Raw genomic sequence first — 20,609 nt, forward strand, 5'->3', positions numbered from 1 at the left:
GCGCTACTGCAGGCGGGCGACGTGTTCCGTGCGGTTACGCACCAGGTCGTTGAAGGCCTCGCCGGGCCCGACGTGTTCGAAGAGTTGCGGCGGGTAGTGAGTGACGTACATCGTGCGCCGGCCGCCGGCACCGGTCGGCCGGGGTGAGGCGTGCATCAGGTCCTGGACGTGGACGGTCACGTCGCCGGGGGCGGTGTCGATGCTCACCACCGGGACCCGTTGGAGCCGATGCTCCCAGCGGTAGTGAATCGCCTGACCGTGACTGCCCGGCACCACCTGAAGGTTGCCGGTCGAGGCGTCCGAGCCGGTCAGTTGAATGCCGATGCTGACCGCGGGGCACATGAGAGCGTGCCCACCCATGCCGCAGTCCTGATGCCAGGGGATGTTGGACAGCCCGCTGGTGTTGCCTGGCACTTTGAGCAACACCGCGCTGCCTTCCATCCGGTCGGGTGCGGGGCGCAGCGCGGGATTGATGAGGGTGCCCAGCCTGGACACCCTGGGATCGTTTTCCAAGGCGGCGAGGACGGGCGAGCGCAGCGTTGCGTAGACCAACCTGCACAGCACGCTGCCGCCGTCCTCGTCGGTGACCCACCACGAACGGTCATCCCCCGGCCGGGCCTGGGCCGCGAGGCGGTCGACCTCGCGGTTGGCGGCCCGCATCTCATCGGCGTCGAATACGCCCCTGACGTGCAGGTAGCCCATGGACTGCAGCTGTGCGGACAACTCGGCGTCGTCCGCGTCGAGCGTGAATGCGGCGAGCGGGTCGCGCCCCTTCAGGTCGGCGCGGGCCGGATCGTACGGCGGGACGCCGGCGTGCAGGTAGCGCAGGACCGGGTCCCAGTCCGCCAGCTGGTCGAACCCGCCCCGCTCGAAGGACAACTCGTCGCTGAGCAGGAGGTTGATGACCGTGCGGATCTGGCCAACCATGTCCTCCCACGCCCGTCGGGACAGCCGCACGACGGCATCTCCGGTGCGCTGCCCCTCGCCGACGCGGATCGTCGGGCCATCGACGGCATAGGTGACGGCATCGTCGTCGACGAGGAAGGTGATGGCGCCGGCGGAAGCGAGATCTCTGGCCGCGGATTCCAGGACATCCGGGTCGAGGGCGGTCAGGGCGGGGCGCGTCAGCGGCACGGGCCGATTATCCAAGACCGCCAACGTGATAGCCACCACTTACCCGCCGCGGAGCCGCGGAGGGGAACAAACCGGCGCCCGCCTGGGTTGAGCGCATCAGACTCAGTTTTTTGGAGGATTGATGGCTGAAGCCAAATCGGTGCCGGTGCTGTTTGTCACCGACACCATCGTGTTGCCCGGAATGGTCGTTCCGATCGCGCTCGACGAGGCCGCGCGGGCGGCAATCGACGCTGCTCAGGCGAGCGAATCCGGGCAGCTGCTGATCGCGCCCCGGCTGGACGACCGGTACCCGTCGCACGGTGTTATCGCCAAGGTTTTGCAGGTCGGACGCATCGCAGGCGGCGGCACCGCGGCCGTCGTGCGCGGTGAGCGCAGGGCGCAGATCGGGGCCGGGGCGTCCGGGCCGGGCGCGGCGCTGTGGGTCGAGGTGACCGAGGTCCCCGAGGTCGAGGCGACCGACGAGATCAAGGCACTGATGGCCGAGTACAAGAAGCTGCTGCTGGCCATGCTGCAACGGCGCGAGGCCTGGGAGATCGTCGACTACGTCAACCGGCTGTCCGACCCGTCGGCGTTGGCCGACACCTCCGGCTACGCGTCCTACCTGTCCAGCGAGCAGAAGCGGCAACTGGTCGAGACCGAGGATGTCGCCGAGCGGCTGCGGGTGCTGATCGACTGGACCAGCGACCACCTCGCCGAGGTCGAGGTCAACGACAAGATCGCCGAGGACGTGCGCGAGGGCATGGAGAAGACGCAGAAGGAGTTCCTGCTGCGCCAACAGCTGGCCGCCATCCGCAAGGAATTGGGTGAGGGCGAGCCCGACGGGTCCGATGACTATCGCGCCCGCGTCGAAGCGGCCGACCTGCCCGAGAAGGTGCGCGAGGCCGCGCTGCGCGAGGTCGGCAAGCTGGAACGGTCCAGCGACCAAAGCCCGGAGAGCGGCTGGATCCGCACCTGGCTGGACACGGTGCTCGACCTGCCCTGGAACGTCAGGACCGACGACTCGACCGACCTGAAGGCCGCGCGTGGGGTGTTGGACGCCGACCACCACGGGCTGGACGACGTCAAGGACCGCATCGTCGAATACCTGGCCGTGCGGGCCCGCCGCGCTCAGCGAGGGCTGCAGCTCGTCGGAGGCCGCGGTTCCGGCGCGGTGATGGTGCTGGCCGGTCCCCCCGGCGTCGGCAAGACGTCGCTGGGTGAGAGCGTCGCACGGGCGCTGGGCCGCAAGTTCGTGCGCGTCGCCCTGGGCGGTGTGCGTGACGAGGCCGAGATCCGCGGGCACCGGCGCACCTATGTGGGCGCGCTGCCGGGCCGGATCGTGCGGGCCATCGGCGAGGCGGGGTCGATGAACCCCGTTGTGCTGCTGGACGAGATCGACAAGGTCGGTTCCGACTACCGGGGCGACCCGAGCGCGGCGCTGCTCGAGGTGCTCGACCCGGCGCAAAACCACACGTTCCGCGACCACTACCTGGACCTGGACCTGGACCTGTCCGACGTGGTGTTCCTGGCCACCGCCAACGTCATCGAGAACATCCCGTCCGCTCTGCTGGACCGGATGGAGCTGGTGCAGATCGACGGCTACACCGAGGACGACAAGGTCGCCATCGCCCGGGACTACCTGCTGCCCCGGCAGCGGGACCGGGCGGCGCTGACCGAGGACGAGGTCACGCTGACCGACGCCGCTCTGCGCAAGATCGCCGCCGACTACACCCGGGAGCCCGGCGTGCGGCAATTCGAGCGGCTGCTGGCCAAGGCGCTGCGCAAGGTGACGACCAAGCTGGCCGAGACGCCCGAGCCGATCACCATCGACGAGGCGGATCTGGTCGACTACCTCGGCCGTCCGCGGTTCACTCCGGAATCGGCCGAACGCACGGCGGTGCCCGGCGTGGCCACCGGTCTGGCCGTCACCGGCCTGGGCGGTGACGTGCTCTACATCGAAGCGGGCGCGACGGACGGTGAGGCGGGCTTGCAGCTCACCGGTCAACTGGGTGACGTGATGAAGGAGTCGGCGCAGATCGCGCTGTCCTTCGTGCGTTCCCACGCCGCCGAGTTGGGCGTCGATCCCAAGGCCCTCGACCGGCGCATCCACGTGCACGTTCCCGCGGGAGCGGTGCCCAAGGACGGCCCGTCGGCCGGTGTCACCATGGTGACCGCGCTGGTCTCGATGGCCACCGGACGTCAGGTGCGATCCGACGTCGGCATGACCGGCGAGGTCACGCTGAACGGGCGGGTGTTGCCGATCGGCGGCGTGAAGCAGAAGCTGCTGGCGGCCCAACGGGCCGGCCTGGCAACGGTTTTCATTCCGGCGCGCAACGAGCCCGACTTGGATGACGTGCCCGCGGAGGTGCTCGACGCGCTGACGGTCAAACCGATGACCGACGTCGCCGACATCGTGGCGCAGGCGCTCGAGCCGGTGGCCGAGACCGTTACGGTCGCTGCTTGATGAGCTTGGCCGGGACCCCCGCCCGGCGTAAGGGCCTGACCTGCCCCGACGCCGGCGAATAGGGCGAAGAGGTTTTCAGCGTCCACGCCTCGGGTATCTGGGGTGTTGGAGGTTCGACTGCCCGTCAGGGCGGTGGGGTGAGCGAATCACCAAGTCAATTGGTTCAGCTGCACGTCAGGCGGCCAATCCGCTCGACAAGGGGGTTCACTTATGAATCTGAACAAGATCGCAGCCGGCGCGCTCATGGCCGGCACCATCACGTCCGCGGGTTTCGGCATCGGCGCCGGTATCGCACAAGCCGGTCCGGATGGCCCGAATGTGCCGAATCCGAACGTGCCGGGCCCGAACGTACCGGGAGGCGACCGGGATGTTCCGGCGCCGGGCCAATTCGTGCCGGGACAGCCTATTTGTAACCCCGGCGCGCCGGGCGTCAACTGCAACGCGCCGGGCAGCCCACTTCCTCCGGGACAAAACGGGTTCCCGCCGCCGGGGCACTACAACGACCCGATCCGCTACGGGCTCCCGGCCACCTGGGTTCCGCCAGTGGGTGACCCCGACAGGACCCAACTTCCCGTCGTGTTCAACCCGGAGCTGGGTCAGTGGGGCGTCAACACGTCCACTGGTTTCCAGGTGTTCACGCCCGCAGGCGGGACGTCTGGTTCAGGCCAGGTCAGCGGCGGGGTTAACCCCGGGACCTAAGCCGGCATAACGAGACAGCCGCCCCTTCGGGGGCGGCTGTTTTCGTTGCACGGTGACATGGCGCCACGCTCGGCGTTGAATGAAACCGTGACTCTCAAACGCCAAGTCGTCCACCGCGTGCAGCGGCTGCTCGTCAACCCGGTGGGCCGGCAGATGCCGGGGATCATCCTGGAAACCACCGGCCGCAAGAGCGGCAAGCCGCGGCGCACCGCCGTGGGCGGACGCCTGGTCGACAACCAATTCTGGCTGGTCTCCGAACACGGCGAGCACTCCGACTACGTCCACAACATCAAGGCCAATCCGGCCGTGCGGGTGCGCATCGGCGGTCGATGGCGCAGCGGCACCGCTCACCTGATGCCCGACGACGATCCGCTGCGGCGGCTCGGCGACCTCCCGCGGCTCAACAGCGTGGTGGTGCGGCTGATGGGCAGCGACCTGCTGACCATTCGGGTGGATCTGGACTGACGCGCCGCGCATGGCCTACGACGAGAACCTGGCCGACGAGATCCGCGAACTCGTCGCCTCCGAGCCCGGCGTCGAAGAGAAGCGCATGTTCGGCGGTCTCGCGTTCCTGGTGAACGGCAACATGTCCGTGGCCGTCAGCGGCCAGGGCGGCCTGCTGGTCAGGGTGCCGGCGGACGAGCTCGACAAAGTGCTGCAGCGCGCTCACGTCAGCCCAATGGTGATGGCGGGCCGCGACGTTCGCGGCTGGGTGAGGGTGGAGCCCGCCGGGATGCGGACCAAACGACAGCTCGAGGGCTGGGTGGCCCGCGGTGTCGGCTACGCGCGCAGCCTGCCGGCCAAGTGACCGGCGCGGTTTGCTAGCACTCGGCGCGGGTACGTGACCAGGTATGTCCGAACGCCAGCAACTGGTGCGACGGCTGCTCGACGTTGCCGGGACCACCTACGCCGCCGAGGCGCGAATCAAGCTCGCCGACAAGCCGATGCCGCTGTTTCAGCTGCTGGTCATCTGCATGCTGGCCAGCAAGCCGATCGATGCCGCCATCGCCATGGGCGCCGGGCGCGAACTGTTCACGGCGGGCCTGCGCACGCCCAAGGCGGTGCTGGCGTCGGATCGGCAGACCATGATCGACGCCTTCGGCCGCGCCCACTACGTCCGCTACGACGAAAGCTCGGCCACCCGCCTCACCGACATGGCCGAACTCGTGCGCGACGAGTACTCCGGCGATCTGCGGGAACTCGCGGACCGCAGTGGCCGCGACGTCACCGCGGCGAAGCGGTTACTCAAGGGTTTCACGGGAATCGGGGACACCGGGGCCGACATTTACCTGCGCGAGGTGCAAGACGTGTGGACCTGGGTGCGGCCGTATTTCGACGACCGCGCCACCGCCGCGGCCAAGCAGCTGGGTCTGCCTACCCAGCCGGCAAAGCTCGGAGCCCTTGTGCCGCAAGGCAACGCGCGGCTGGCGGCCGCGCTCATCAGGACGTCCCTGGACGACGATCTGCGTCGGCGGGTGAGCGGTTGACCGTGCGGATCGGTACCTCCGGGTGGTCCTACAACCAGTGGGCCGACGTGCTGTACCCGCCTGGCCTGCCCACCGCGCGCCGGCTCACCCGCTACATCGAGGTGTTCGACACCGTCGAATTGAACGCGAGTTTCTACCGCTGGCCGAAGGATTCGACCTTTGCGGGATGGCGTCAACAGTTGCCGGACGGCTTCAGAATGTCGGTCAAGGCGCATCGTGGACTGACTCACTACCGCCGTCTGGCGTCCGCCGGGCCGTGGATCGAGCGCTTCGAGCGCTGTTGGGAACTGCTGGGTGATCGCGCCGGGGTACTGCTGGTTCAACTGCATCCCGAGCTGCAGCGCGACGACGCGCGCCTGGATGCCTTCCTGGGTAGCGTGCCGGCGTCGATCCGGGTGGCCGTCGAGCTGCGCCATCCGTCGTGGAACGACGAGGCCGTCTACGACTTGCTGGCCCGCCGCCGCGCCGCCTACGTGGTCATGAGCGGCGCCGGGCTGGCGTGCGTGCCGCGGGCGACCACCGATCTGGTGTACATCCGGATGCACGGGCCGGATCAGGACGCGATCTATGCGGGCTGCTACTCGGACGACGAGCTGCGGCGGTGGGCGGACCGGATCGCCGCGTGGCAGGACGAGGGCAAGGACGTGTGGATGTATTTCAACAACGACCTGGGTGGCCACGCCGTGCGCAACGCGCTGACGTTGCAAGAACTTTTGCGGTGACCCGGCGCGAGTAGGCTGGAAATGTCGACTGCAGGACGGAGTGACAATCATGGCCAGCTCTATCACATTCGTCATCATCGGCGGCGGACTTGCTGGAGCAAAAGCGGTAGAAGCGTTGCGCGACAGGGGGTTTGACGGACAACTCAGCTTATTTGCTGAAGAGAAACATCTGCCCTACGAGCGACCTCCGCTTTCCAAGGAGTATCTGGCTGGGAAGAAGTCGCTGACCGATTTCACCGTGCAGAACTCCGACTGGTACCGCGACCACGATGTCGACCTGAGGCTCGGTTCGCGGGTGTCGGCCGTGAACCCCGCCGAACATAGCGTCGCGCTTCCCGACGGCACCACCATGCGGTACGACAAGCTGCTGCTGGCGATGGGATCGGCCTCCCGGCGGCCGCCGATACCCGGGTCCGATGCCGACGCCGTCCACTATCTGCGCACCTACGACGATGCTGTGTCGCTGGATTCGATTCTCACCGAAGGATCTTCGCTGGCCGTGGTGGGAGCCGGCTGGATCGGCCTGGAAGTGGCCGCCGGCGCCCGCCAGCGTGGCGTCGACGTGACCATCGTCGAGACGGCCAAGCAACCGCTGGTGGCCGCGCTGGGCGAAACGGTGGGTGAAGTGTTCGCCCGGCTTCATCGCGATCATGGCGTGGACTTGCGGCTCGAGGCGCAGGTGGAGGAGATCACGACAACCGGCGGCAAAGCCACCGGACTGAAAATGCGCGATGGTTCGACGGTGCCGGCTGATGCGGTGTTGGTGGCCGTCGGCGCTGAGCCGAACGTCGAACTCGCCGAACAAGCCGGGCTCGCCATGGGCTCGGGCTCTCAGGGCGGCGTGCTGGTCGATGCGTCACTGCGCACCAGCGATCCGGACATCTACGCGGTCGGCGACATCGCCGCCGCAGAGCACCCCCTGTTCGGCGGCCGGATCCGCACGGAGCACTGGGCCAATGCGCTCAAGCAACCCGCGGTGGCGGCGGCCGGGATGCTCGGCAACCCAGGCGAATATGCCGAACTGCCCTATTTCTTCACCGACCAGTACGACCTCGGGATGGAGTATGTCGGGCACGCGCCCGGCTTCGAGCGCGTGGTGTTCCGGGGCGACGTTGCCGGACGTGAATTCGTCGCATTCTGGCTAGACGGCGACGACCGGGTGCTGGCCGGGATGAACGTCAACATCTGGGATGTGCTCGACGATGTCAAAGCGCTGATCAGGTCCCGGAATTCCGTCGACCCCGACAGGCTGGCCGACGCGGAGGTCCCGCTGGCCGAGTTATTGGGCTGACGGTTCAACGGGCACCCACGTCCCGTCAATCACGTCGGGCGGGCGCTGCACCTGCAACCTTTCCCGTTCGGCGCGGCGGCGTTTGATCCGCAGCCGGGCGTCGCCCGGCATGGTGGCCAGCTCGTCACACGTAAGGTAGTACACGTCCTCGACGGCGTCGATCAGGTCCGCCGCGACTCGACGGGATCCCAATTCCCGCAACGTCATCCGGAGTTCATGGGTGAATCGCAGAGTGGTGTCGTGGGCCAGCTCGCGGGAGTCGCGAGCGCTGGTGGCCAGCCGCTGGGCCAGCGTCGGCGGCGGCGCGTCGGTCGAGGCGGCGTCGGCCACCGCGACTTCCCCGGCCGCGCGCAGCAGCATCGCCGGATCGTCGGCATACGTCTGGCTGGCCAGCTCGGCCTCCCCGGGACCACGGTGCGCGACGCGGGCGACGGCCGCATCCACCGCGGCGGCGGTGGTGGGTGACAACGCGCGGATGCTGGCGAGATTGCCTTCCTGGGCGAGCGCACACAACGGCGGGTCGGCCCGCAGCACCGCGGCCAGCTCGGCGGTCTCGGTCGCGACCACGGTGCTGTCCATGATCATGTCCACCCCGGGCACGCTGCGCGCCGCCCTGCTGCGCTCCAGCGCCGCCGCGGTGACGCCGGAATCGATCAGCCACAACGCGGTGAGGATCCAGCCTTGGTGAATGCGGTCCCGCAGCAAGCGAATCCGGACTTCCAGGCCGGCGTCGGGCAGCGACCCCAACTGCGCGGCGTCGAGGTGTTCGGTTTCGGCTGCCGCGCCGTACGCCCGCGTGTCGGACTTGAGATGGCGCAGCAGGGCCAGCGATCGCCCCGCGACGACGGCTTTGGCGACGTAGCCGAGAGCACCGCCCGCCAGCGCGGGCTCACCGAACGGCAGGGGGTCTCCGACGTGCGGCCGGCCGACGAAAGCGTTGCGGGCGACGGCATCCTGGTCCCAGCCGGGCAACTGCGCGGCCGCGACCATGTTGACCGACACCCCGACATAGGCCCGATGACCGAACACGGCGACGGCCCTGTTGCCCCACTCCTCGCCTACCACGTCGCCCAGCGCCAGCACGTGACTGAGCACCCGGTTCGCGGCGCGCAATCCGCTCAGCTGAACATCCAGCGTGATCGGGGTGAGCGGCCCGGGCAGCGCCTCGCCGAGGTTGCCCGCACTGAAAATCGGGAAGCGCGGATCGACCCGGTCGTCGAATTCGCCCTCGACGCCCTCGGGCGCCGCGCTGTGCTCGTCGCCGGAGGGATCGGGGCGTGGGGCAACCTCGACCGGGAGCGCCAGTTGGCGCCCGTGGCCCGTGGCACCCACGGCGGTGATCTGACGGCCGACCAGGCCCCGGGCGGTGTCGGCCACTGCCTCAAGCGCCTGCCAGCCGAACTCGAACGCCCAATCCTCTTGCACCGCAGCGATATCCATGTCCGGAATGAGCCGGGGCCAGCTGCGCACCCGATTCAGCCGGGACCGCGGGTCGGCGGATCGCAGCATCCGCCACGCCGTGATCACATTGACGGTGTCCGGGGAGGCGAGGTCCACCACACCGGAGCGGTCGGTGTTCAGCGCCGAAACCAGGAAGCGCACCAAATCGTCGACGTGCAGCACCCGCATCGGGTCCGCCGAAACCTTGGTGCGCAGCAGCGTGGCCACGGTGCGGCACACCATCCAGTCGAGCTGCCGGCCCACCGGCGGGGCGATCCGGACAACCAGGCTGGGCCCCCAACTGGTGGACACCAGTTCCTCGGCAGGCTTGAACAGTTCCGGCCGTCCCGCGGCCTGGGACACGAACAGCAGCCGGGCGCCGGCGCGCGCGGCCACATCGGTCACGTGCGCGAGGCCCTCGATATCGGCGCTGCCGGGTGCCGTGATGTCGATGGGGGCGAGGTGGATCACCGCGTCGGCTTCCTCGGCGAGCTCCCGCAGGACCGGGTTGCGCAGCGATGCGCAAACAAGGTCGACGTTGCGGTCAAGGCAGGGATGCGGCCTCTCAGCAATGCCGCTGACCGTGTGCCCGGCAGCGACCAACTGCCGTGCGACCAGCCGCCCAAGTGCGCCGGTGGCGTCGGTAACCAGGATCTGCACCTGGGTCTCACCTCCCCGACCTCAAACTAAACAATAGGCAAGACGGCATGACCTAGCGACCGTTACCGGGCAAACGGCACCCTGAGCTGGCGGGAAAGTTTCGCCGGGTTATTGCAGCGTGGCGCTGCCGTCCGCGGCGACGGCAACCTTGGCGCCGCCGATGTCTTCACGCACGGTTACCTGCGCCGCCGCGCCGTCCGTGATCAGGGCGAGGGTCCGCGCCCCGTCGGGCGTGCGCACGGCCAAGAATGCCTTTTCCGGTCGCCCCTCGCGATCGAACGGCGTCGTCCACGCTTCCACCGTGCCGACGCCTTCCCACTCCACCAATCCCTCCCGGGTGGGCTCTCGGTCGACGACCGGTTGCACGTCCTCCCAACGGAACTCGGCGGGCGGCTCGGTGCTGTACACGCCGAAGCTGTGCTTGGTCAGGTAGCCGCCGTTGGCGGTGATCAGGCCGCGCCGCCCGGGATTGGCCGCCAGCAACTCCGCCATGGTGGCGATCGAGTGCATCACGTAGTTGCTCCATGGGCCGCCTGCGAACGTCAGACCCCCGGTGACGGTGAGCGGGCGGGCGGGATCGTCGACGGGCAGGCCCAGTTCGGCCGCCGCCACCTGAACGGCCGAGGGAAAGCAGGAGTACAGGTCGACGTAGTCGACTTCGTCGATGCCCAGGCCCGCCAGCTCCAGCGCCCGGCCTCCGCCGATCCGGATGGCCGGAGAGCGATGCAGCTCGTCACGCTCGGCGATGGCGGAGGTGTCATGCGCGTCGGTGCCCGCGTGCGGGTAGATCCAGCGATCGGCGGGGATCTGCAGGCGCCTGGCCTGCTCCACCGAGGTCAAGACGAGCGCGGCGCCCTGATCGACCATGTTGTTGGAGTTCATCAGCTTGGTGTACGGCCAGCTGATCATCCGGTTCTGCGGGCCGGGCTCGCAGATATGCTCGGCGGTCACCGGTTTGCGGATCCATGCGTGCGGATTGTCGACCGCGACGGCGTTGAAGCGGGCCCACAGTTCGCCGATGCGCTTGCGGTGGTGCTCAACCGATTCGCCGTTCGCAATCCGCAGGGCTTGCTCGAACAGCGGGTAGACGAAGGCCGGCCGGTCGAGCCGGATCCTGATTTCCGCGTCGCCGGCCATCGGGACGTCGTCGCCGCTGACCTCGGCCATTGGGACGGAGTCGTCCTGAACGGTCCACTCGAGTTTGCCGCCCTTGGCCCGCAGGCCCCGGCGGGTGCGCCACGTCTCGGCGCCGGCCAGCAGCACCACCTGGGCGCTGCCCCGCTGGATGTCCAGGCACGCCTGGTTGACCAGCGACTGCGGCACGTTCCCGCCGACGGGGCTGTACAACGTGGTGAAGTCCGTCGCCCCGATCCGCTGGCCGAGCAGCAGTCCGGGATCCCGATAGTGCGCCGACAGGATGTTCACCACTCGGATGGAATCCACGGCCTCGATCACCCGCGAATCGGCGGCTCGCCGAGCGGCGGCCGCCATCAGGTCCACCGGCTCGACGGACCGCTTCTCCGGGTCGATCTCGTCGCGGTGGTTGACCTGGCCGAAGCCGATCAACACCGGTGTCCTGGGGTGCACGGTCATACGACGAATTTAGCGTGGCTATCGATCAGTCTGGTCGCGCGGGCCGGATTCGGCGCGCGTTATGGGGGACCGAACAGCACGCCGTCGCTGATGAGGCGGTCGATCTCCTGCGGGCTCATGCCGAGCAGCCTGCGGCAGACGTCGACGGTGTCCTGGCCGGGCAGCGGCGCAGGCCGCTGGGGCGCCCGCGGGATGTGCTGGAACGGCGCGGGGCCCGTCTCGGCCGGCAGCGGACGCTCGATGAGGGGGTGCAGCATCTCGGCATAGACTTTCCGCTCGACCAGCTGGGGGTCCTCCAAGATGTCCGGCGGCCGGTTCATCGGCCCGGCCGCAACCCCGGAGGATTGCAGCAGCTGGGCGGCCCGGACCGGGGTGCGCGTGCGGGTCCAGGCCGACACCAATTCCACCAGCTCCCGCCGGTTCGCCAGCCGCGCCTCGCCGGTCGCGAAGCGCGGATCGTCCGCCCATTCCGGGTGATGGAAAACACCTGCGGCGCAACGCCACTCGTCGTCGGATTCGATCGAGATGACGCACCACTCGTCGTCGCCCGCGCACGGATAGACGGCGTGCAGGCTGCTGGCCTCGGAGATTCTCGGCACGCCCGCGGCCAGGGCGGCCTGGGTGACGTACAAGGTGTCGAGTTGGTTGATGACGGCTTGGGCTTGCGAGATGTGCACGTGCGACCCGCCGCCCGTCCGGTGGCGGTGGATCAGCGCGGCCAGCGCCGCGATCGCGGTGATCCGCCCGACGACGTGGTCGGGAAAGATGGTCGTCGCGTCGTAAAAGGCATGCCGCCCAGCGTGATTCCGGTTCTCCAGTTCGTCGGCCGTCCACAACCGGGTGACACCGGTCGCGGCGCGCACCAGCGGCCCGTAGCCCATCCGGGTGCTCCACGGGCCTTGGTCGCCGTAGGCGCTGCTCTCGGCGAGCACGATCCTCGGGTTGACCGCACGCAGATCGTGGTAGGAAAAGCCAAGCGCGGTAAGCGTTCCCGGCTTGAAATTGGCGAAGACGGCGTCGGACTCGGCGACGAGCCGGGTGAAGAGCTGCTTGCCCGCCGGGCTGCGCAGATCCAGGCCGATCGCCAGGTGGTTGCGATGTGTCCAGGCGAACGACTCGCTCATGGCTTCGCCGACGCGGGCCTGCCGCAACCCGTCCGGGTATTCGGCGCTTTCGACTTTGATGACCTCGGCGCCGAGGTCGCCGAAGAGCCGGCTCAGCTCGCCGCCGGCGACGATGATCCCCAGATCCAGGATGCGAAGGCCCGCAAAGGGATAGTCGCCGACACGGCCGGATGGCGATTGCACGACCGCCGGGTTCCCCCGCCAGCCCGGTCCGTCCCACCCCGCGGCCGGGGCCGGGCTGCGGAAACCCGCGTGCCGCCCGTCGACGACGAAATAGCCGGTCGGCACGCTGGTCCGCACCCCCGGGACGAGCTCGGCGTCGGTGATCGCGCCCACCGCCTGAAAATGCTCGGAATTCATCGCCCACGACGGCGTCAGTACGGCGGCGATCGGCACGCCGTGAGCCTGCCCCGCGGCCACCAGATCCTTCATGGTCTGTCCGGCGAACAGCGCCTGGACCAGCTCGCTGATCTGGGGCCACGCAGCGAAGCGTGCGCCGATCACGTCGTATTTCGGGTCCTGGAAATCGTCCGGCTCGCCCAGCCAGCGCCGCAGGCCCCGCCATTGGCGCGGCGCCATCACGCACAGCCGGACGTAACCGTCCTTGCAGGGGTAGATCGGGTACGCATCCTGGTTCTTCGGGCGCCCCCGCCACTGCCCGCTGCGCCTGATGCCGGCGGCGACCTGTCCGTGCGCGCCGAACGCCGGGTCGAGCGACATGACCACGGCGTCGAAACGCGAGAAGTCAATGTATTCGCCTGTGCCGGTACGCAATCGGTTGTAATACGCCACAAGGGTTGCCCACGCCGCCTGGGCGGCGGCGGTGGCCGACGCAATACCGTCCGGTGGCAACACGGGGGTACCGGTGGTGGGGCCAGATCGTGCCAGGGAGCCGCACATCGCGTACAACACCGGATCGGTGGCCCGCCACAGCGACCGCGGCCCCGTCGCGCCGAAGTCGGTGATCGAGAGCACCACCAGATGCGGGTGCTGGGCGGCCAGTTCCTCCACCGACGTCCCGAAGGTCGGCGCCTCCCCATAGAAGCCGTCGTCGACGACGATGTCGGCCTGGGCGGCCAGGTCGAGGAACACGCCGCAGTCGTCCTCGTCGAACGGGTCCAGCACAACGCTGCGCTTGTTCGCGTTGTGCACGGCAAATGGGATACTCGCACCGGCCAGCGTCGGCCGCGCATCGCGCGCCGGACTTCCGGTGGGGGGTTCGACCTTGAGCACGTCGGCGCCCAAGTCGGCGAGCAGGCGCGTCACCGCGTCGCCGTTGCCGCTCGACAAGTCGAGGACGCGCACGGCGTCGAGCAACCCGTCGGACATCAGCACACCGTACCCGCCGGCGCGGACGGTCGCCCCACCAGCCAAAAAGCCAACCCGGCAAGCTGATTGGGAGGGCGAACTCGCGGTCGGCTATCGTCACAGGCCGATCGGCGAGGCCACGGGCGAAACGATCCGACGGAGGCATCTGATATGAGCGCGCACTTGACCTACATCGAGGCGGTGGTGGTCGGCGCGTTCCAGGGCGTCACCGAGCTGTTCCCGGTTTCCAGCCTCGGGCATGCGGTGTTGGTGCCCGCGGTGGTCGGCGGCCGGTGGGCCGAAGACCTGAGCGTCTCGGCCCCCGAATCGCCCTACCTGGCGTTCATCGTCGGCCTGCATGTGGCCACCGCCGCCGCGTTGCTGGTGTTCTTCTGGCGGGACTGGGTGCGCATCGTGGCCGGATTTGTGTCGTCATTGCGGCATCGCCGGATCAACACCCCCGACGAGCGGCTCGCCTGGCTCATCGTGGGGGCCACCATTCCGGTCGGGCTGGCGGGGCTGGTCCTGGAAAAGACGTTCCGCACCACGCTCGGCAAGCCCATCCCGGCGGCGATTTTCCTGCTGCTCAACGGCATCGCACTCTACGCGGGCGAAGTTCTTCGCCGGCGCGTCGCGCCCGCGCCCGACCGCGAGCAGCCGGTCGGCGAACAACCCGCGCACACCGGGGAGGCCGTGGACAACCGCCTGGCCCAGCTCCCCCTGCGCCGCGGCATCCTGATCGGCGCTGCACAGATCCTGGCGCTGCTGCCCGGCATCAGCCGTTCGGGCATCACCATGGTGGCCGGCCTGTGGCGCGGCTTGTCCCACGAGGACGCCGCCCGGTTCTCCTTCCTGTTGGCGACGCCGATCATCCTGGCCGCCGGCGTGTATAAGATCCCGGAGTTGTTCGGACCTCAAGCGGCCGGGATAGGTGGCCAGGTGCTGGCCGGCAGCATCGCCTCCTTCGTGTGCGCCTACCTCGCCGTGCGGTTCCTGACGCAGTACTTCCAAACCCGCACCCTCACACCATTTGCCATCTACTGCGCCCTGGCCGGCGGCGCCAGCCTGGTGTGGCTCGCCATCAGCTGACGTTGTCGTTGACGACCGGCACGAATACTGGCCGTAGCCTGGCTGGAGGTACGAAGTAACCGACGAGTCGAGGCAACGCGCATGAGCCGCTCCGGGTCTGAAGGCACCGGACCACGCCAGGAGTCGGTGTGGGACTACCCACGCCCGCCCCGCGTCGAGCCGTTCACCGGTCGCATCACCGTCGAGTTGGGTGGTGTAGTCATCGCATCCACCCGTCGGGCCTGGCGGGTGCTCGAGACCAGTCATCCGCCGACCTATTACCTGCCGCGCGACGCGTTTACCGAAGGAGCCCTGCGTGAGACGTCCGGTAGCTCCTGGTGTGAATGGAAAGGCCGGGCAACCTATTACGACCTGTTCGGCGGCGGCGTCGTCGCCCCGAAATCGGCTTGGAGTTATCTGAGTCCGACGCCCGGATTCGAAGCCATCGCCGGGGCGGTCGCGGTGATGGCCGCCAACGTCGACCGCTGCACGGTCAACGGAGAGGTCGTCGTGCCCCAACCCGGCGGCTTCTACGGCGGCTGGATCACCAGCTGGGTGACCGGCCCGTTCAAAGGCGTTCCCGGCTCGACGGGTTGGTGATGGTGCCGCTACACCGGTTCTATCCGGTAACGAACCAAGCGCCGCGTGTCATTGCCGAAAACCGCTGTGCGGCAAGTCCCGTCGGTCCGCCAGCCGTCACGCTCGTAGAATCGTCGAGCGTCGGTGTTGCCCTCCAGCGCCCACAGCACGGCGCCCGACACACCGACTTGCCGCAGCCGCGCCCGGGCGGCCGCCATCAGCGAGCTCCCCACCCCCGCACCCAGATAGGCCGGGTCAACATACAGCGCCACCAGCTCACCGGCGTTCGGCGGGTCGTTTTCGCGGCACAGGCCCGTGGGGGCGAAGCCGCGGATCGCGGACCCGTCGACCGCGACCAAGGTGGACGGCATCCGCAACCCCACGCGGCCGAAGGTGTAGCGGTCGACTAACGCCTCCGGGGTGAGGCTGTCCAGGTAGTCCTGGGCGATGAGCCCCCGGTAGGCCGACCGCCATGACCGTACGTGCAAACAGGCCACCTCGTAGGCGTCCGCCGGGACCGCCGCACGCACCTGGGTCATCGTTGCAGTATTCGACGATCTGGGGTCAGATTGCCTAGTTGACACCCGTCAAGACTTCCGGAGGGTACGAAAATGGCAGACACGGCGTCCGTTGGGCTGAAGGTCCGCGGCAAGGTAATCGTGATCACCGGCGGCGCCCGGGGCATCGGGTTGGCCACCGCGACCGCGTTGCACAATCTGGGCGCCAAAGTGGCCATCGGTGACATCGACGAGGTGCGGGTGAAGGAATCCGGCGCCGCGCTGGGCCTGGACGTGTACGGCAAGCTCGACGTCACCGACCCGCACTCGTTCGCGGACTTCCTGGACGAGGTCGAGCGCCAACTCGGCCCGATCGACGTGTTGGTCAACAACGCCGGCATCATGCCGCTCGGCCGGATGGTCGACGAGCCGGACGCCGTCACCCGGCGCGTCCTCGACATCAACGTCTACGGCGTCATCCTGGGCAGCAAGCTGGCCGCCCAGCGCATGGTCCCCCGCCGATCCGGACACGTCATCAACGTCGCGTCGCTCGCCGGGGAGACCTACATCGCCGGGGCGGCCACTTACTGCGCCAGCAAGCACGCGGTGATCGGCTTCACCGATACCGCCCGGCTCGAATGCCGAAAGGCGGGCGTGAAGTTCTCGGTCGTCATGCCGACGTTCGTGAACACCGAATTGATCGCCGGCACCTCGGGGGCCAAGGGGATCAAGAACGCCGAACCCGCCGACATCGCCGAGGCGATCGTCAAACTGGTGGCGCATCCCCGGCCCCGGGTGCGGGTCACGAAGACGGCCGGCGCGATCATCGCATCGCAGAAGTTCATGCCCCGTGCACTGTCCGAGGGGCTGAACCGCGCGCTCGGCGGCGAGCACATCTTCACCGACGACGTCGACCCCGAGAAGCGCAGGGCCTACGAGTCGCGGGCGCGCGGCGAGGAGTGAGCACCGCGTCGGGCGCCGTTCACCGCAGGCGCGGACAATCGGCGGGGTGAGCCTAGAAACCCAGACAACCGCTCCCCTTGCCGACGACGATCTCGATCTGATCAACGCATACTGGCGCGCCGCCAACTATCTGTCGGTCGGACAGATCTACCTGCTGGACAACCCGCTGCTGACCAAACCGCTGTCGCCCGAGCACGTCAAACCGCGGCTGCTGGGCCACTGGGGCACCACCCCGGCGCTGAACCTGATCTATGCGCACCTGAATCGGATCATCCGCGACCGCGACGCAAGCGTCATCTACGTCACCGGGCCCGGCCACGGCGGCCCCGCGCTGGTCGCGAACGCGTATCTCGAAGGCACCTACAGCGAGGTGTACACCGGCATCGAGGAGGATGCCGAAGGGCTGCGAAAGCTGTTCCGGCAGTTCTCTTTTCCCGGCGGCATCCCCAGCCACGTCGCCGCCCAGACGCCCGGCTCCATCCACGAGGGCGGTGAACTCGGCTATGCGCTGGTGCACGCCTACGGCGCGGCCTTCGACAACCCCGATCTGGTTGTGGCCTGCGTGATCGGCGACGGCGAGGCCGAGACCGGGCCGCTGGCCGCCAGCTGGCATTCCAACAAATTCCTCAACCCGGTCACGGACGGCGCGGTGCTGCCCATCCTGCAGCTCAACGGCTACAAGATCGCCAATCCGACCGTGCTCGCGCGCATCCCCCACGCCGAACTCGAGGCGCTGCTGCGCGGCTACGGCTACCGGCCCATCACGGTCGCCGGTGACGACCCTGCCAACGTGCACCAGCAGCTGGCGGCCGCGCTCGACGACGCCTTCGACGACATCGCGGCCATCCGGGATGCCGCGCGGCACGGCAACCAGGTGGAACGGCCCGTCTGGCCGATGATCGTGCTGCGCACCCCTAAGGGCTGGACCGGGCCGAAGGTGGTGGACGGCAAGAAGGTCGAGGGCACCTGGCGAGCGCATCAGGTTCCGCTGGCCGAGACGCACGACAATCCCCAGCACCGGGCGCAGCTCGAGGAGTGGCTGCGCAGCTACCGGCCTGAGGAGCTTTTCGACGGCGACGGCAAGCTGCGCGCCGAGCTGCGGGCGCTGGCGCCCCGCGGCGATCGCCGGATGAGCGCGAACCCGCACGCCAACGGCGGCCTGCTGCTGCACGACCTCGACCTGCCGGACTTCCGCGACTACGCGGTCACGGTGTCGCGGCCGGCCGCGGTGACGCACGAGGCGACCCGGGTGCTGGGCACGTTCCTGCGGGACGTGATCGCGCGCAACTCCGACCGGTTCCGCCTGATGGGCCCCGACGAGACGGCCTCCAACCGGCTGGACGCCGTCTACGGGGCGACGGCCAAGGTCTGGCTCTCCGAGCTCGGGCCCGACGACGAGAACCTTGCCGCCGACGGGCGGGTGATGGAGGTGCTCTCCGAGCACCTGTGCCAGGGCTGGCTGGAGGGCTACCTGCTGACCGGCCGGCACGGCCTGTTCAACTGCTACGAGGCGTTCGTGCACATCGTCGACTCGATGCTCAACCAGCACGCCAAGTGGCTCGCCACCAGCCTCGAGCTGCCGTGGCGGCGGCCGATCGCGTCGCTGAACTACCTGCTGTCCTCGCACGTGTGGCGCCAGGACCACAACGGCGCGTCACATCAAGACCCCGGCTTCATCGACCTCGTGGCCAACAAGCGGGCCGAATTGACCCGGGTGTACCTGCCGCCGGACGGCAACACGCTGCTGTCGGTGGCCGACCATTGCCTGCGCAGCCGCGACTACATCAACGTCATCGTCGCCGGCAAGCAGCCGGCGCTGGCCTACCTGGACATGGATCAGGCCATCGCGCACTGCGCGCGCGGCGTGGGCATCTGGCCGTGGGCGAGCACCGCCACCGGCGAACCCGACGTGGTGCTGGCCTGCGCCGGGGACATCCCGACGCTGGAGACCCTGGCTGCCGCCGACATCCTGCGCCGCGAACTGCCGGAGTTGGCGGTCCGGGTGGTCAACGTCGTCGACCTGATGCGGCTGCAGCCGGATTCCGAGCACCCGCACGGTCTGCCGGACAAGGAGTTCGACGCGCTGTTCACCCGCGATAAGCCGGTCATCTTCGCCTACCACGGCTACCCCTGGCTGATCCACCGGCTCACCTACCGCCGCACCAACCACCCGCACATCCACGTGCGCGGGTTCAAAGAGCGGGGCACCACCACGACGCCGTTCGACATGGTGATGCTGAACGATCTGGACCGCTTCCATTTGGTGATGGACGTCATCGACCGGGTGGAAGGGCTGGCCAGCCGGGCCGCCGAGCTGCGCCAGCGGATGGTCGATGCCCGGCTCGCCGCGCGCATCTACACCCGTGAGCATGGCGAGGATGACCCGCAGATCGCCGGCTGGACCTGGGAGTCGAGCGAGCAGAACGAACGTAGTGAGTGATGGGAGCGAGACGACCGATCAGGCGGGGAGTCGAGCGAGCAGAACGAACGTGGTGAGTGATGGGAGCGAGACGACCGATCAGCCTCCTGATTACCCCGAGATTGCCGTCACGGCTGCCCTTGGGGCGCCCATCACAACCGTGACGGCAGTCTCGTTGGGCCGTTGCGGCGCAGGCCACCGGTAAGCTGGATGAATGCTTGACGCCGCCGAGACACCCGACATTCACCATCCGGTGATCTCGCAGCTCTCGGCGCTGCACCGGGTTCGCATCCACCTCGACATCGCCGTCGTCGTCGCGGTCTTGGTGCTGACCAACCTGGTCGCGCACTTCACCACTCCGTGGGCCGCCATCGCCGTCGTTCCCGCCGCCGCCGTCGGCCTGGTGTTCCTGATGCGCGCCAACGGTCTGGACTGGGCCGATCTGGGCTTGGGTCGCGAACACTGGAAGTCGGGGCTGGGCTACGCGGTGGCCGCGGTGCTGGTCGTGGCCGCGGTGATCGCCGTGGGGGTGCTGCTCCCCATGACCCGGCCGATGTTCCTGAACCACCGCTACGCGACGGTGTCCGGCGCCCTGATCGCCTCGATGGTCATCATCCCGCTGCAGACCGTGATCCCGGAGGAGCTGGCGTTTCGCGGCGTGCTGCACGGCGCGCTGCATCGGGCGTGGGGGTTCCGCGGCGTCGCGCTGGCGGGATCGTTGCTGTTCGGGCTGTGGCACGTCGCGACGTCGCTCGGGCTTACCAGCAGCAACGTCGGCTTCACCCGAATTCTCGGCGGCGGCGTCGTCGGGATGCTGGCCGGGGTGACCGCCGCCGTGCTGGCCACCGGAGCGGCGGGATTCGTCTTCAGCTGGCTACGCCGTCGCAGCGGCAGCCTGATCGCGCCGATCGCGCTGCACTGGTCGCTGAACGGCCTGGGGGCGCTGGCCGCCGCCCTGGTCTGGCACCTGACGGCCTGAGGCCGGTCATACCAGCAGCACCGCCGCGCCGGCGATACGGCCGGCGCTGAGATCGGCCAACGCCCGATCCGCTTGGCTCAGCGGGTATTCCGGCGTGGTGACCTCGATGTGGTGCCGGCCCGCGAAGTCCAGGAACGCGCGCGCGTCGGCCCGGGTGTTGGAGGCGACCGAACGGACCTGGCGTTCCTGGAACAGGTGACGCT

General features: G+C 68.8%; 17 protein-coding genes and 1 pseudogene. 12 read left to right on the forward strand and 6 right to left on the reverse strand.

What is annotated here, in order from left to right:
* Positions 1-3 precede the first annotated feature (3 nt).
* Entirely contained in the window at positions 4-1,134 is a 1,131-nt protein-coding gene (locus A5781_RS20910) for a phytanoyl-CoA dioxygenase family protein (RefSeq protein WP_156624903.1), read from the reverse strand.
* A gap of 121 nt (positions 1,135-1,255) precedes the next feature.
* Between A5781_RS20910 and lon the strand changes: the two genes are divergently transcribed.
* From lon to A5781_RS20945, 7 genes are all read left to right on the forward strand, one after another.
* Positions 1,256-3,577: an endopeptidase La gene (gene lon, locus A5781_RS20915; protein ID WP_067211162.1), complete on the forward strand. Its 2,322-nt coding sequence runs from the start codon at positions 1,256-1,258 to the stop codon at positions 3,575-3,577.
* A 210-nt stretch (positions 3,578-3,787) separates the two neighbouring features.
* The gene (locus A5781_RS20920; protein WP_231990767.1) at positions 3,788-4,276 is read left to right on the forward strand and encodes a hypothetical protein; all 489 of its coding nucleotides are present in this window, start codon (positions 3,788-3,790) and stop codon (positions 4,274-4,276) included.
* Between the two features lie 57 nt (positions 4,277-4,333).
* The gene (locus A5781_RS20925) at positions 4,334-4,741 is read left to right on the forward strand and encodes a nitroreductase family deazaflavin-dependent oxidoreductase (protein ID WP_369817775.1); all 408 of its coding nucleotides are present in this window, start codon (positions 4,334-4,336) and stop codon (positions 4,739-4,741) included.
* Positions 4,742-4,751: 10 nt separating this feature from the next.
* Entirely contained in the window at positions 4,752-5,084 is a 333-nt protein-coding gene (locus A5781_RS20930; protein ID WP_067211168.1) for a TfoX/Sxy family protein, read from the forward strand.
* Between the two features lie 43 nt (positions 5,085-5,127).
* The gene (locus tag A5781_RS20935; protein ID WP_067211172.1) at positions 5,128-5,763 is read left to right on the forward strand and encodes an endonuclease; all 636 of its coding nucleotides are present in this window, start codon (positions 5,128-5,130) and stop codon (positions 5,761-5,763) included.
* Positions 5,760-6,485: a DUF72 domain-containing protein gene (locus A5781_RS20940; RefSeq protein WP_067211175.1), complete on the forward strand. Its 726-nt coding sequence runs from the start codon at positions 5,760-5,762 to the stop codon at positions 6,483-6,485. The genes A5781_RS20935 and A5781_RS20940 overlap by 4 nt, the downstream gene beginning before the upstream one ends.
* A 49-nt stretch (positions 6,486-6,534) precedes the next feature.
* Positions 6,535-7,776, forward strand: a complete 1,242-nt coding sequence (locus tag A5781_RS20945) for an NAD(P)/FAD-dependent oxidoreductase (protein WP_067211179.1) — start codon at positions 6,535-6,537, stop codon at positions 7,774-7,776.
* On the opposite strand, the gene A5781_RS20950 is transcribed toward A5781_RS20945, so the two are convergent.
* The 3 genes from A5781_RS20950 to A5781_RS20960 form a co-directional block, all read right to left on the reverse strand.
* Positions 7,765-9,876 carry an NAD-dependent epimerase/dehydratase family protein gene (locus A5781_RS20950; RefSeq protein ID WP_067211182.1) on the reverse strand — a complete coding sequence of 704 codons (2,112 nt, stop codon included), beginning with the start codon at positions 9,874-9,876 and terminating at the stop codon, positions 7,765-7,767. The genes A5781_RS20945 and A5781_RS20950 overlap by 12 nt on opposite strands.
* 108 nt (positions 9,877-9,984) lie before the next feature.
* Positions 9,985-11,469, reverse strand: coding sequence for an acetyl-CoA acetyltransferase (locus tag A5781_RS20955; RefSeq protein ID WP_067211185.1), 1,485 nt, complete (start codon positions 11,467-11,469; stop codon positions 9,985-9,987).
* Between the two features lie 59 nt (positions 11,470-11,528).
* A complete protein-coding gene (locus A5781_RS20960; RefSeq protein WP_369817776.1) occupies positions 11,529-13,922 on the reverse strand; it encodes a CoA transferase in 2,394 nt (797 codons plus the stop codon).
* Positions 13,923-14,072: 150 nt separating this feature from the next.
* Here A5781_RS20960 and A5781_RS20965 point away from each other — a divergent pair, with 150 nt between their 5' ends.
* Complete coding sequence (locus A5781_RS20965) at positions 14,073-14,990, forward strand: undecaprenyl-diphosphate phosphatase (RefSeq protein ID WP_067211192.1); 918 nt, start codon at positions 14,073-14,075, stop codon at positions 14,988-14,990.
* Between the two features lie 81 nt (positions 14,991-15,071).
* Positions 15,072-15,569, forward strand: coding sequence for a DUF427 domain-containing protein (locus A5781_RS20970; RefSeq protein ID WP_067211195.1), 498 nt, complete (start codon positions 15,072-15,074; stop codon positions 15,567-15,569).
* Between the two features lie 8 nt (positions 15,570-15,577).
* Here A5781_RS20970 and A5781_RS20975 read toward each other — a convergent pair whose 3' ends face one another.
* The gene (locus A5781_RS20975) at positions 15,578-16,087 is read right to left on the reverse strand and encodes a GNAT family N-acetyltransferase (protein WP_067211198.1); all 510 of its coding nucleotides are present in this window, start codon (positions 16,085-16,087) and stop codon (positions 15,578-15,580) included.
* A 72-nt stretch (positions 16,088-16,159) separates the two neighbouring features.
* On the opposite strand from A5781_RS20975, the gene A5781_RS20980 reads away from it, so the two are divergent.
* The 3 genes from A5781_RS20980 (at position 16,160) to A5781_RS20990 (ending at position 20,406) form a co-directional block, all read left to right on the forward strand.
* Complete coding sequence (locus A5781_RS20980) at positions 16,160-17,008, forward strand: SDR family oxidoreductase (RefSeq protein WP_067211202.1); 849 nt, start codon at positions 16,160-16,162, stop codon at positions 17,006-17,008.
* A 46-nt stretch (positions 17,009-17,054) separates the two neighbouring features.
* A complete protein-coding gene (locus A5781_RS20985; protein ID WP_067211206.1) occupies positions 17,055-19,448 on the forward strand; it encodes a phosphoketolase in 2,394 nt (797 codons plus the stop codon).
* 193 nt (positions 19,449-19,641) lie between these two features.
* The gene (locus A5781_RS20990) at positions 19,642-20,406 is read left to right on the forward strand and encodes a CPBP family intramembrane glutamic endopeptidase (RefSeq protein ID WP_067211210.1); all 765 of its coding nucleotides are present in this window, start codon (positions 19,642-19,644) and stop codon (positions 20,404-20,406) included.
* A gap of 6 nt (positions 20,407-20,412) precedes the next feature.
* Here A5781_RS20990 and A5781_RS20995 read toward each other — a convergent pair.
* Positions 20,413-20,609 (reverse strand): annotated as a pseudogene (locus tag A5781_RS20995) (alcohol dehydrogenase); the annotation flags it as partial.

This window comes from Mycobacterium sp. 852002-30065_SCH5024008 (genome assembly GCF_001665645.1).
Lineage (GTDB): Bacteria > Actinomycetota > Actinomycetes > Mycobacteriales > Mycobacteriaceae > Mycobacterium > Mycobacterium paraffinicum.

What these genes read in the sequence shown, in the direction of transcription:
- lon (WP_067211162.1), top strand. Translation starts at nt 1,256, where the DNA reads ATGGCTGAAGCCAAATCGGTGCCGGTGCTGTTTGTCACCGACACCATC.
- A5781_RS20920 (WP_231990767.1), top strand. Translation starts at nt 3,788, where the DNA reads ATGAATCTGAACAAGATCGCAGCCGGCGCGCTCATGGCCGGCACCATC.
- A5781_RS20925 (WP_369817775.1), top strand. Translation starts at nt 4,334, where the DNA reads ATGGCGCCACGCTCGGCGTTGAATGAAACCGTGACTCTCAAACGCCAA.
- A5781_RS20930 (WP_067211168.1), top strand. Translation starts at nt 4,752, where the DNA reads ATGGCCTACGACGAGAACCTGGCCGACGAGATCCGCGAACTCGTCGCC.
- A5781_RS20935 (WP_067211172.1), top strand. Translation starts at nt 5,128, where the DNA reads ATGTCCGAACGCCAGCAACTGGTGCGACGGCTGCTCGACGTTGCCGGG.
- A5781_RS20945 (WP_067211179.1), top strand. Translation starts at nt 6,535, where the DNA reads ATGGCCAGCTCTATCACATTCGTCATCATCGGCGGCGGACTTGCTGGA.
- A5781_RS20955 (WP_067211185.1), bottom strand. Translation starts at nt 11,469, where the DNA reads ATGACCGTGCACCCCAGGACACCGGTGTTGATCGGCTTCGGCCAGGTC.
- A5781_RS20960 (WP_369817776.1), bottom strand. Translation starts at nt 13,922, where the DNA reads ATGTCCGACGGGTTGCTCGACGCCGTGCGCGTCCTCGACTTGTCGAGC.
- A5781_RS20965 (WP_067211192.1), top strand. Translation starts at nt 14,073, where the DNA reads ATGAGCGCGCACTTGACCTACATCGAGGCGGTGGTGGTCGGCGCGTTC.
- A5781_RS20970 (WP_067211195.1), top strand. Translation starts at nt 15,072, where the DNA reads ATGAGCCGCTCCGGGTCTGAAGGCACCGGACCACGCCAGGAGTCGGTG.
- A5781_RS20975 (WP_067211198.1), bottom strand. Translation starts at nt 16,087, where the DNA reads ATGACCCAGGTGCGTGCGGCGGTCCCGGCGGACGCCTACGAGGTGGCC.
- A5781_RS20980 (WP_067211202.1), top strand. Translation starts at nt 16,160, where the DNA reads ATGGCAGACACGGCGTCCGTTGGGCTGAAGGTCCGCGGCAAGGTAATC.
- A5781_RS20990 (WP_067211210.1), top strand. Translation starts at nt 19,642, where the DNA reads ATGCTTGACGCCGCCGAGACACCCGACATTCACCATCCGGTGATCTCG.